The sequence below is a fragment of the Alkalihalobacillus sp. MEB130 genome (assembly GCF_032335535.1).
Taxonomy (GTDB): Bacteria; Bacillota; Bacilli; order Bacillales; family Bacillaceae_D; genus Halalkalibacter.
The window spans coordinates 31,618-44,235 of sequence record NZ_JAOANA010000010.1 but is presented as its reverse complement, the minus strand read 5'-3'; the positions used below and the strand labels follow the sequence as shown (position 1 = coordinate 44,235).

Here is a 12,618-nt window from a genome sequence, read left to right as displayed (position 1 = left end):
AACGTTTATTTACGTTTTTTAAACAAACGTTTATTTGATTACATCTCTTTTCTTTTCTTATCAAGAATCTTGGGTTCCGATGGACGATTTTTCAATAAAATGAGTGGTGCTCGAATCATCAGATCCAACCATTCCCCAAATTTATATGGAGCAAATGGAGACGTATAATAACTTCCAAAACTTCTTAAACCGACTAAATGAATGTTTATTAAAATATAAACAATAACAATCCCAAATAACCCAAACATAGCAGCTGCAATCATTACCACAAATCGTAACAAACGAAAGGTAATACTCACGTTATAGGCTGGAATAGCAAAAGAAGCAATTGCTGTGATCGCAACAACAATGACCATAATAGGACTCACAATCCCTGCTCGTACAGCAGCATCCCCAATGACTAGACCACCTACGATTCCGATCGTTTGTCCAATCGGCCGAGGTAACCTGATTCCCGCCTCTCTTAAAAGCTCAAACGTAACTTCCATCAAAAACGCTTCGATAAATCCAGGGAAAGGGACACCTTCTCTAGTACCTGCAATGGATAAGGCGAATACGGTTGGAATCATCCCTTGATGATAGGAAACCATCGCAATATACAGTCCAGGGAGAAATACCGCCATAAACGCTGCAAAATAACGTAACAGACGAATAAAACTGCTAATTTGCCACCTATCATAATTATCTTCTGTTGATTTCATGAGATCAGCAAACGTTACCGGCGCCATTAGAACAAAAGGAGATCCATCTACAACAACAATAACTTTGCCATTCGTTAGAGCGTGAATGGTTTTATCTGGTCGTTCTGTACGAAGAACTTGTGGAAAAGGTGACATTACATTTTCCTCAATATATTGTTCAATCACCCCAGTCTCAGATAAAAGATCTAAGTCAATACAAGAAAGTCGATATCTCACTTCTTCTACAAGATCTTGATTGGTTATTCCTTTCACATACACAATAGCAAAATCCGTCTTAGATCTTCGTCCTAATTGACCAAACTGCACAGTCAAGTTCGGGTCACGTAAACGCCTTCGTATTAACATCACGTTTGTATGAAGGACTTCATTAAAGCCATCACGTGGTCCTCTGACAATGACTTCACTTTGCGGCTCCTCTATTCCTCGTTGATTAAATTGTCTTGTTTCAAATAAAATTAATTTATCAATGGTATCTATAACAAGAAGAGTTTCCCCTGACATAAGGGACAGAATAGCTTCATCAAACGTCTCTACTTCTTTTGCTTCAATAAAGGTGACTACTTCCTCTAATAAGTAAGTGACAAATTTTTCAGGATTATATTCATCGTTCACTTTTGCATAATGGATAAGAGGGCGAATAATTCTATCTTCGATGCCAGAATCAAAAGCAAGACCATCAACAAAAAATAAACTAGCACTAAGACGGGAACCAACCTTAAAATCTCTTTGAACAATATCATCACTTTCACCAATGATATTCTGAACGGTCTCTACCATTTTTGAGAGATTTTTAGAACGTTTGATTTCATACTCATCATTTTTCCGAACCTGTTGCTCATTTAGTTTTCTTAATAGCCTTCTGTACATGTCATCACCTCACTTCTTATCCAATTCTGCTTGTGTCATGTAGTGGCGAATTTTCACTTTTGCATTAACACGAATCTCAGCATTTGCAAAGACTCCTCCTTCACCATCCCAGTTTCCTTTAACTGATTCCCAATAACCATAATTCTTTCTTCGAACCACATCATGTAGTTGAAATATATCGGTAAAAAATTCATTCTGTGTTTTTTCAATAATATTTGTTGCTAGCCGCTCTATCTCACTAGCCACTTCTTCTTCTAGTTTTAGTAACGTCTCCTCAGAATCAAGCTCAACGCCATTAAGCCAATTTTCAACAAAAAATCCTTCCGCTTTAATCTCGATATCAAACATATCTTTCCCATTCTCATGTTTATAGGTTATATTTGACTCGGTATTATCATTTTCATAAACAAATGGAATTTGTTTTGGCCCATAAAAAGCTTCTACCGTTTCATTTTCAACATTTCCCTTTACCCAACCGAATCCTTGTACGTCATATTCTCCTAACCAACCTTGCATTTTGTTTTCACTTCCAAGGAAAACAGCCGCACCAGCTATTTTAAAATCCTCCCTTTCCCCCATTACAATCCTTGGAATGACGTAACTTTCATGATCGATCACATTATTAATTAACTCACCTATTTTTTTTTGAGGTGGAATGCTATGGCTTCTTGCATGATTATCCGTAATCATGTCGATGGATAGGGCTGGCATCAACTCTAATGGCAATTTTTGCTCTAAAATTTCATAACCTTTGCCTTCTGAAATTAACACAACGTTGTCTCTTCTCATTTCATGATCGCGAGCAAAGAAGTCTATCCAATGTTCCATCATACCCTGACGCGCTAATTTCTCATTAATAATAACAACCTTTAGATGTTCAAAATTCATCTGACGACTTCTTCTTGTTGTAAAGTTTCGATTTGCCTTAAAATTTGTCATTCCCACAGTACGAATGTTAAAAAAGGGACCTTCCCCTTGTCCACCAGCCTCTCCTCCCCCTTCTTCAATTTGGCCTGGTATGACTACTTGATTGGTTAGTTGAAACATTTCTTTTGGCAAAGGTCTACCCGTCTCCTGCCTATATTGATCCCGATACTCATCGTTCTCATCTAATGGATCAATGGCTACTGCAACAACGAACCCTATTTCTTCAATCTCCGATAAATCCCAACATCCAGGCAATAGCGACAAACAAATTAGGAGGAACATTATGGTTTTCCAATTCATTTTGCTATCTCCCCTGTTTTTTGTCGGTTTTTTTTGCCCCTTTTTCTCAACCAGACCGTCCCATATCCAATCACTAGTGAAAGTAAAATAAGGGCAAAACCTGCATAGCTAACTATGTTTCCTAGAACAAATACTTCCTCAATTGAATTTGGAATAAAGGCAATCATATAGGAAAAGAAAGTGACAATGGCAGGAATAAACGCTTGCACTTTTCTTTTAGCAAACTCTTTCTTTATTGTTTGAACGGCTAATAAATGAATAATCGCCATTGTGTTAAAAATAGCCATAATCCAAATAACAATCATTACGGGTTCAAACCTTTCTATTAACCCTTCTATGATTTCAACCTCTTTTGCCAAGGCAACAGTAGGAAATACCGTATTTTTGACTCCTGTCACCGATAGAACTAAATAAGAGGTAGTAACAATAAAAAAATACAACATGGAAACAAAGAAAATACCTAGATTTATTGGCCACGCACTCAATTTTGACGTTTTTATATAGGCCATCCAGAAAAATAACAACTCTATTCCCAGAAATGAAAAGATAGTTGGCTCTAAAGCTTGTACTAATGACGGTATCCCTTTTGGTAAAACAGGAAGCAATTCATTGATCGACATGTTTTCGACATTAAAAATAATGAGAACAAAATAAATAAACACAATAAAAGGAAGAAACATTAAGTTTAAATGAACAATGCCCTGAATTCCTTTTGAAACGGCATATACTGATGTGAGCAGAATAATAGCCAACGTTAATTCTGGCGGCGTTCGGTCAAGCAAATACATCCTCACAATAATCGTTAGCATACGAGCTTCATAAGCTAAAAATGGAATAAAATACAAGATAAACAACAGGCTTAATATTTTTGAAATATATCTCCCTAGTCCCTTTTCCCCGATATATTCAAATAATGTTTGATTCGGATACTGTTTCTGAAGTTGTACAATTAAATAGACCAATCCCATGACAATCCCTGCACTAGCTAGTACCGCTATCCACCCGTCTCCTGTTTCCAGAATTTCAGCTAATGTTCTTGGTAACGTTAATACTCCAACAGCTAGTAACATGGAAACAACAGTAACGGACATTTCAAGAGGAGTAATCCGATAATGATCTGATTTGACCACTTTCTTCACCTCCGATTACGTATTCTTCTTTTTCAGCAACTCATTTCTTTGCTGCTGATTTTCTTCTTTCATCCAAGGCAATTCAACTAATTTCTTCAGGACTTTATCCACTAATTGAATAGTATAAATAAAGACAACGATTCCAATCCCCCCCCATAAAACCCCTCTTGAAGGTAGAAATCCAAATAGGTTATCTATTATCTCTTCCACAGTCATCACCCATTATCTAGTTGATTTGGTTTTTTTAGCTTTCTCGTTATTTTCCTAAAATATGTTTCCAATTTAGTACGCATAAAAAAAGAAGCAGAACCTCACTAGGTCCTACTTCTTCTGAAATAAATCTGCTTCGTCTCACGACTGCAGCACATTATTTTCAATTTGTTTAAGCTCGTAAAAATACCCTTTTGCTTTCATTAGCTCAGAAAATGTACCAGACTCTACTACTTTCCCTTGGTCCATTACAATAATTTGATTCATTTTTTCCAAACCAGCGAGCCGATGACTGACAAGTAACACCGTATCCTTTTTCGCCTTTTTAAAAAGCAATTCATACAATCGATTTTCAGTCCATAGATCCAAAGATGAAGTCGGTTCATCTAGCAGCCACAACCGTCCTTTTTTCGCAATCGCTCGAGCCATAGCTAACCTTTGTTTTTCACCGCCCGATAAGTTCTGTCCTTTTTCCATTACTTCATCAGATAAGGAGAAGTGAGGCAATTGGACATCTTGTAACAATTGTGTAAGCATCTCATCCGTCCATGAATCATCTGATAACAATAAATTATCTTTGATCGTTCCATAGAAAAAGTGATTTTCTTGTAAGATCACTTTTGACGTTTCCCATAACTGCTCTTGCTCGAGTTCGTTAAGGGACATCCCTCCTACTACTAACTCTCCCTTACAAGAGTATTGATTTAGTAAAAGCTTCAGCAACGTTGATTTTCCAGAACCACTTGGTCCAACAATGGCTACCTTTGCTTGAGCAGGAATAGATAAGTTCACGTCTGTTAACATATTTCGATCCTCTTCTGGAAATGTGAAATTGACCCTTTTACATTCAATCGATGGAGCTTCGTCAACGGTTTCCTTCCAGTTGGCAGATGTGTTAACAGCAGGTGTCTCAGCAACGGCATACAATCGTTTAGCCGCTCTTTCACTTTCCTCATAATGAATAGGAAATGCGGCCATCGGTACGGAATGTTCAAAAACAATGAAGCTAATCATCACGAGCATGGCTAGAAAAATGCCTTCTAGTTGGCCTGTTGCTACTAAATAGGATGCAATAGCCAGTACTGCCCATGAGACAAGTAGGGAGACAGCCGTATTTAAAGATTGATAAGAAATAGATTGTATCCCCGCTTTCTCTTGCTCCTTGTTATAAACATCTGCAGCGTTTACTAATTGTTGCTCTTTATTTTGACGCAGCTGATGAATCAATAACTCTCGGAATCCAGATAACCATTCTGTCATCTCTGTAGAAACATGAGATCTTTCTTCTGCTACTTTGCTACTCACTTGTTTTTGTTTCATAGCAAACCAGGCTGGAATGACAAAGCCCGTTAACAAAAGACCAACAGCTAAACAAAGAACCACCCAGATAGAAAAGGCAGAAACAAAAAGCATTGTGCTTAAAAAGACCATCATCATTACAACTGGTGGATATAGAACTCGGAGAAAGAAATTTTGAAGACTTTCCACATCTCCGACAAAGCGGGCGAGTAAGTCTCCGCTTCGATACTTTTGAAAAAGAGCTGGTCCTACTTTTTCTAATTTCTCATAAAAGTAAACACGAAGATCACTAAGCATCGTAAATGTAGCTCGGTGCGAATAATATCGTTCCGCATAACGACTAACAGCCCGAATGAAGCTTCCAATTTTGACAACAGCAACCATCGCAATTAGAACATAGAGAGGTGGTTCAAGTGCTGCTTGTGAAATTAAATAGCCGTTTGCCGCAAACAATCCTACTGCTGTAATTCCAGCTACAAATCCACAAATAATTGATACAAACACGTCTTTCTTTTGTTGCATCATATTTTTAACAATATGAACTAACTCATTCATCACTACTTCTCCTCTCTTTGGAAGGAAACAAGTCACGATAGTTACTTGACGATGTTGATAGTTGTTCGTGAGTTCCTTCTGCAATCAATTTTCCTTGATCAAGGAAGAGAATGTGTCTTGCTTTCTTAATGGTCTGTATACGGTGAGCTACTGTAATCACTACAGACGTTTGCGCTAACTGCTCAATCGAATCGTGAAGTAGCTTCTCTGTTTGTAAATCAAGTCCCGTTGTCGGCTCATCAAAAAGGACGATTGACGGTTTTTTTAGAAATGCACGCGCAAGAGCAATTCGTTGTTTCTCCCCACCCGACAGTCCTCTTCCACCCTCTCCAATAAGGGTGTTATACCCGTTCGGCAACGAAGAAATCAAATCAGTAATCCCTGCTTTAGTAGCAGCCTCAACAATCTCCTCTTTTGTCGCATGAACACCAAGAGCAATATTCTCTTCAATCGTTCCTGCAAACAAATAGGGATGTTGGGTAATGTAACTTAAGTGAGAGAACCACTCTTTCTCGTTGTACTCTGAAAGTGGCATTCCATTAACGTTCACCTGGCCCTTTGAAGGAGGAAGCAGCCCTGCTATCATATTTAATAACGTCGTTTTTCCAGCACCACTTTTTCCAACGATCGCTACTTGTCCTGATGCTGGGAACGTTGCATTGATTTCTTTTAAAGAAAAATGGGATGACTCATATTCAAAACCAATGTTTGAGACACTTAGCTTGAGAGGGCGCTTCACTGCGTGCGCTCCCCATTTTACCTTCTGTTCCTCTTTCTTTAATTCCTCTTCTATTTTCTCGGCTGCCCCTACACTACTTCTTCCCGAGTGAAACGCACTACCAAGTTCTTTCAATGAATTAAAAAATTCAGGAACTAATAACAAAATAAAGAAAGCAGTAAAGAAGCTTATTTGATTAAAGACAACCAGTCGCAATCCTAACTCAAGCGCCACAAGACCAATACTTAACATGGAGATAAACTCAAGCATTAAAGAAGATGTGAAAGCTACTTTTAATATGTCCATCGTTGTATCGCGAAAGCCTAAGCTGCTTTTTCGAATCATTTCCTTGTACTGTTTGGAACGGCCAAACAGTTTCAAACTTTCTAACCCTTGTACCGTATCAAGAAATCGCCCTGAGAATGACTTTAAGCTATCAAGCTTCTCCTCAGATTTCCGCTGTGTCATACCACCGACAATGGCCATAAACAACGGAATAAACGGAGCTGTTACAACTAAAATCAAACCAGAATATACGTGCTGAGTAAACACAACAATCAAGATCATGAGCGGCACAATCATAGTCATAATTTTTTGCGGAACATATTTACTAAAAAAGCTATCTAATTCATCTACCGCATCTAACATAATCGTCATTTTTGAACCAGATTGACCTTCAGCAGATGTTAAAATAGACTGACTACCGTAAGCTTGAAGCAATTGCTCACGGTAGTCTGCTTTCACTTTTGTAGCCATCCTTACACCAATCGTTCCACTATAATAAGACAAGAACGCTCGTAGAAGTAACACTCCTATTAACACAAGTAAAAGCGGCAAAATTTGATCAAACGTTTGTTTATTTTGAAAAAGATCATCGACTATCGAAACAATCAAGTATGCTTGAGAGATGACGATGATACTAAAAGCAATCGCTATAATATAAAGCGTGTAATACCGTCCCTTCTCCGCAGACGCTAGTCTCTGAAGAGTTTTCATCGATTAATCCTCATATTTCGTACTCTTACTTGCTACGATAAAGGAAATAATCATCGCTAGCACAGCTACAAGAAGCGGCGCATAAAACAACAAAAAGTTGTGCATTTTTACTTCCTCCTTATTTCCCTTTTTGAATGTATGGCTTATTCATAATAAACAATTTAAACACTAAATACAGAGACGGTATTAATAACATCAACCCTAATATAAATACGACAATTAAAGAGTACGCCATTGTTTCGTTTGTGAAACTATCATAAATCGTTAAATACGGGTACAGCAAATACGGATACCTAGAGACGCCGTACGCGTAAAAAGCTAACGCAAACTGCAGCACGACGAAAATAAACGACTTGCCATAACTCCCCTTTTTCAGAAGCCATAAGCTTACGACAAAGCAAAGAAACGATAACGCAAACACCCACCAAAGTGAGATAAGACCTTCATAATGTGCCGGGTTATGCCATCTCATCTCAATGATAATACCGAGTGCTGTTACGATCGTTGGAAAGCTCCAAATCCACGTATACTTTCTAAAAAGCTTAAGAGCCTCGGTATCTTGAGCAACGGATGAGTAGTACGCTAAAAAGCTAGCCGAAATAAACAACACGCTCACAAGAGATAGAACCACAATCGACCACGCAAACGGACTTGTAAATAAAGCCACGTAATCTAGTTCAATTCGTCCTGACACCGTCTCACGAATAAATCCACCTTGTGAGACAATTAAAGCTGTTGAAAGGGAGGCGGGAATTAGAACTCCCGTTACCCCATACATTAACGTATAGCCCACATGTCCTTTCGTCCCGTACGTCCCAAAGGCATAATAACTACCACGAAGAGCAAGCAAAATAATCGAAATACTAATAGGAATCAATAGCACTGTTCCAAAATAGTAAGCCGTTTGTGGAAAAAATCCTATCATCCCAACAAAGAAGAATACTAGAAATACATTCGTAATCTCCCAAACTGGCGATAAATAACGTTGAATTACTGTATTTACTATATGATGCTTTTTCGTCACGATCGTAGAAGCATTAAAGAACCCCGCCCCAAAGTCAATCGATGCAACAATCACATACCCAAACAAAAACAACCACAATACCGAAATCCCTACTACCTCAATGGTCATTTCGCAACCCTCCTTTGTTCCTCGGAAAGTTTCTCTAGTTCACGCTCAACCGGATTCTTTTTAAACATCCGTATTAACACAACCGCTGTACCAATCATCAAGATGATATATAAAATCGCAAACGCAATAAACATGACCCACACATATGGCGAATCGGTCGCCCCTTCTGCAGTTGTCATAAATCCGCGCATAATCCAAGGTTGACGTCCTACTTCTGTAAACCACCATCCAGCCTCAATCGCAATCATTGCTAATGGACCGGAAGCAACAAGTAGAATTCGGAATACGCGACTCTTAATCACTTTCCAACCGCGCCAAAGTGCAATCCAATAAAACAAGGAAAAGACCGTTAACCAAATTCCGATCGTAACCATAATGTCAAAGAAGTAATGAATGACTAAAGGTGGATGATATTCTTCCGGAATGTCATTTAATCCAATCACCTCTCCAAATGGATTACTATGAACAAGCATGCTTAGCGCATAAGGAATGCGAATCGCATATTTCACTTCATTTGTTTCGGTTAACACCCCATATAAAACAAGAGGTGCCTCACCTTCTGTTTCAAAGTGCCATTCTGCTGCTGCTAGCTTTTCAGGCTGATACTCAGCTAAAAACTTACCCGATAAGTCACCAACAAGAGCTGTTGCAATAGAGAAAATCAAAGCAATTTTCATCGTTAACGCCAATGCCTTACGGTGATACTCATGGCGATTGCCTTTTAATAAGTGATATGCAGCAATTGACGCAAGCACAAACGCTGTTGTCATATAGGCAGACGTTAATACATGCGCTACCTTAGTTGGCATCGCTGGATTAAACATCGCTAGTAGCGGCTGAATATTCGTCAACTGACCATCGACAAGTGTAAAGCCTTGCGGTGTATTCATAAAGGCATTCACCGACGTTATAAACAAAGCTGACATCGCCGATCCTAATACAACGGGCGCAAGTAAATAAAAGTGATGCTTCGGATTTTTGAACCGATCCCATGTATATAAATAGATACCAAGGAAAATCGCTTCAAAGAAAAACGCAAATGTTTCCATAAATAATGGAAGTGCCACAAGTTGTCCAGCAAACTCCATAAAACGCGGCCATAAAAGCGCCAACTGCAAGGCGATTGCTGTTCCTGTTACAACCCCAACCGCGACGGTAATAACATAGCCTCGTGCCCAACGCTTAGCTAGTAATAAATAATGCTCATCTTGATTTCGTAAACCTAACCAGTGAGCAATGGTTATTAAAATCGGAACACCAACACCAAGTGTCGCAAAAATGACATGCACTGATAATGTTAGCATCGTTAAATATCGACTAAATTCAACCGAGTCCATCTTTCTCCTCCTCTTCAAGCTCCTAATGTGAAGATAGTGTCATTTTACAATCAATATGTATGTGAAATACATCACAATTGAAACGATTTCGTTACAGAAGAGTGATAAATTGGTGACAATTATCGTTTAAACAAAAAAGTCACCTAAGATCTGGTACTTTAATGGGTTCTTTGTGAGTGCAAAACAAAAAGGCATGGAGAACGGAGCTCCATACCCTTTTTTAGTGAACGATTGTGCGGACCTAGAGGACCCTATTTCCCCCAAAAAGCTTGTTCTATGTGATAAAGGGACTCAGCGTACCTTATCTGTTAAAATCCATGTAATGTAGACCGATAATGCAATGAATAAGGGCTTCTGAGTCCGGAATGCCCGAAAAAAAGAAACTTTAGACACAAATAAGGGCTCTGGAGTCCGAGACCACTGAAAAAGGTACGGCTTCCACCTTAATGTGACCTTGAAGCAATGATCGTGTTTGTCGTTTTGCCCGCAAAACACTCTCTAAAAATCGATCTTCTCCAAATACAATCCATGAGCATCAGCAAATCCTGCCAAGCTCCTATCGTGCGATTCTAACATGTTTTTTACTTCTTCTGGATTCCGTTCACCTAGTCCAACATCAATCAACGTTCCAACCATTTTTCTTACCATATTATATAGAAAACCATTTCCTTTGATACGTATGTTAATAAACCCTGCCTCTTCCTCAATCTGAATGGAGTAAATATGACGGACCATCGATTTTTTCTTTGACTTTGCATTTGAAAAAGCAGTAAAGTCATGTTCCCCTTCAAAGTAACGAGATGCCTCTTTGATCTTTTCTAAATCTAGCTTTTTCTCAACATGTAAACTATGCTTTCGCATAAATGGATTAGTATAGCTTTCGTTCCATATTTTATACAAATATGTTTTATCCTTAGCGTTATACCTAGCATGAAAACGGTCGTTAACTAGTTTAACATCTGTCACACTAATGTCGTGCGGCAAATAACGATTTAAATATTGTTGAACCTCAAATTCTTGTAGCTTTTCAGCGAGCTTTACATTCGCTATTTGTGCAAGGGCATGAACTCCCGCATCGGTTCTACCAGAACCAATAATCTCAATATTCTTTCCTACCATTTCAGAGAGAACATTTTCGATTTTTCCTTGTATCGTATTTTCCGTATTGCCAAGACGCTGCCAACCTTTATAACGTCCACCATCATATTGGATGGTTAACTTGTAATTATTCATATTTTTCTCCTTTTGAATCGTAACATTCCTACCTAGTATCTCCCTTATTTCTTAGCCTCTATTCACGCTTTGCTTTCCCGAGCCCACCTAATGTTTTCATTATGTTTCAAGAGCATAAACAACACAATGAAAAAGGCTGCAACGACTGCCATTCTTTCTTCATACCCTATATATTGATACGGAACTAGTAAAATGGCGGCAATGCCAACTAAAACAATATATTTTTTAAACGCTAAGCCAAGTAACCATAATACTCCAATAACAAACAAAGCGATTGGTTCAGTTGCTAAAAAGATCCCTAAACTAGTTGCAATTCCTTTGCCACCAGTAAAGTGTAAAAAGATAGACTTTAAATTACCAATAATCACACATAAAGCAATGATCATAGTTTGACCACCATTAAACAGTTGTGAAGCATATGAAACCATTAAAAACGCTTTTCCTACGTCACACACTAAGACTAGAATAGCCATTTTTTTGCCTAAGTTTAAATAAACATTGCTCGCTCCTATATTTTTCGTCCCTACTGATTGTATATCTATTCCTTTAAGTTTAGCGACTATTTTCCCAGTTGGAATTGACCCGACAACGTATGCGATTACACAGAACATTAGAAATGCAATCATGTGTTTACCTCTTTTCCACTATTCATTTCTACTATTCTAGTATAAACGAAGACACCCAAATCGGATATAACCTTTATAAAAGATGAAAGACTTGCCAGTTAGATCATTGAATACCATTCGGAAACGAATATGAAAAAGAGGCGTCTCGATGGTCTCTTTGACCTGAAACACCTCCTAGTAATAAATCATTATATCGTTTGCTCTTTCTCTCTATCTAAAATCCCTTTAGTCTAAACACCCTTTTTTAGGTGCATGGTAATAAGATCAGTCCTTATCAGTTCTTCTAAACTTTCCTTCCAACCAAAGACAGATTCTTTTTCATTTTCTCTTCTATCTCCTACCCCGTTGCAAACTTTGATCCATTTGTTCGTATCTTCATCTTGAAAATATCCCGTTACTGAAGTTGATAATCGGTGAAAGGGTTCATGAACCGAATAGATCTTCCCATAATGAATGTAACTTTCTTCATATACATCATGAATCCATTCATCTTTCATATTTTGAAACCAAAGCCGCTGATCGGAAACATGACCTATGAGCTTGCCTTTTTTTTCGTAATGGCGAATAACATACTTTTTCATGTGCGC

At 38.3% G+C, this 12,618-nt stretch carries 12 protein-coding genes; all 12 read right to left on the bottom strand.

Going from position 1 to position 12,618, the window contains the following annotated elements:
• Positions 1 to 38: 38 nt before the first annotated feature.
• Entirely contained in the window at positions 39 to 1,568 is a 1,530-nt protein-coding gene (locus N0O92_RS11590; protein WP_315614819.1) for a spore germination protein, read from the bottom strand.
• A 9-nt stretch (positions 1,569 to 1,577) separates the two neighbouring features.
• The gene (locus N0O92_RS11585) at positions 1,578 to 2,795 is read right to left on the bottom strand and encodes a Ger(x)C family spore germination protein (protein ID WP_315614818.1); all 1,218 of its coding nucleotides are present in this window, start codon (positions 2,793 to 2,795) and stop codon (positions 1,578 to 1,580) included.
• Complete coding sequence (locus tag N0O92_RS11580; RefSeq protein WP_315614817.1) at positions 2,792 to 3,925, bottom strand: GerAB/ArcD/ProY family transporter; 1,134 nt, start codon at positions 3,923 to 3,925, stop codon at positions 2,792 to 2,794. Before N0O92_RS11580 ends, N0O92_RS11585 begins: the two co-directional genes overlap by 4 nt.
• Positions 3,926 to 3,940: 15 nt before the next feature.
• Positions 3,941 to 4,135 (bottom strand): hypothetical protein, encoded by a 195-nt coding sequence (locus tag N0O92_RS11575; RefSeq protein WP_315614816.1) that lies wholly within the window; start codon positions 4,133 to 4,135, stop codon positions 3,941 to 3,943.
• A gap of 141 nt (positions 4,136 to 4,276) precedes the next feature.
• Positions 4,277 to 5,989, bottom strand: a complete 1,713-nt coding sequence (gene cydC, locus N0O92_RS11570) for a thiol reductant ABC exporter subunit CydC (protein WP_315614815.1) — start codon at positions 5,987 to 5,989, stop codon at positions 4,277 to 4,279.
• Positions 5,982 to 7,703 carry a thiol reductant ABC exporter subunit CydD gene (cydD, locus tag N0O92_RS11565; protein WP_315614814.1) on the bottom strand — a complete coding sequence of 574 codons (1,722 nt, stop codon included), beginning with the start codon at positions 7,701 to 7,703 and terminating at the stop codon, positions 5,982 to 5,984. The genes cydC and cydD overlap by 8 nt, the downstream gene beginning before the upstream one ends.
• A 3-nt stretch (positions 7,704 to 7,706) precedes the next feature.
• A complete protein-coding gene (gene cydS, locus N0O92_RS23810; protein ID WP_396334497.1) occupies positions 7,707 to 7,808 on the bottom strand; it encodes a cytochrome bd oxidase small subunit CydS family protein in 102 nt (33 codons plus the stop codon).
• Positions 7,809 to 7,821: 13 nt separating this feature from the next.
• Positions 7,822 to 8,835, bottom strand: coding sequence for a cytochrome d ubiquinol oxidase subunit II (locus tag N0O92_RS11560; protein WP_315614813.1), 1,014 nt, complete (start codon positions 8,833 to 8,835; stop codon positions 7,822 to 7,824).
• Positions 8,832 to 10,172, bottom strand: coding sequence for a cytochrome ubiquinol oxidase subunit I (locus N0O92_RS11555; RefSeq protein WP_315614812.1), 1,341 nt, complete (start codon positions 10,170 to 10,172; stop codon positions 8,832 to 8,834). The genes N0O92_RS11560 and N0O92_RS11555 overlap by 4 nt, the downstream gene beginning before the upstream one ends.
• A 498-nt stretch (positions 10,173 to 10,670) precedes the next feature.
• Positions 10,671 to 11,405 (bottom strand): tRNA pseudouridine(38-40) synthase TruA, encoded by a 735-nt coding sequence (gene truA, locus N0O92_RS11550; RefSeq protein ID WP_315614811.1) that lies wholly within the window; start codon positions 11,403 to 11,405, stop codon positions 10,671 to 10,673.
• Between the two features lie 62 nt (positions 11,406 to 11,467).
• Positions 11,468 to 12,031: a glycerol-3-phosphate acyltransferase gene (locus N0O92_RS11545; protein WP_315614809.1), complete on the bottom strand. Its 564-nt coding sequence runs from the start codon at positions 12,029 to 12,031 to the stop codon at positions 11,468 to 11,470.
• A 230-nt stretch (positions 12,032 to 12,261) separates the two neighbouring features.
• Positions 12,262 to 12,612, bottom strand: a complete 351-nt coding sequence (locus tag N0O92_RS11540; RefSeq protein WP_315614808.1) for a molecular chaperone GrpE — start codon at positions 12,610 to 12,612, stop codon at positions 12,262 to 12,264.
• Positions 12,613 to 12,618: the final 6 nt, after the last annotated feature.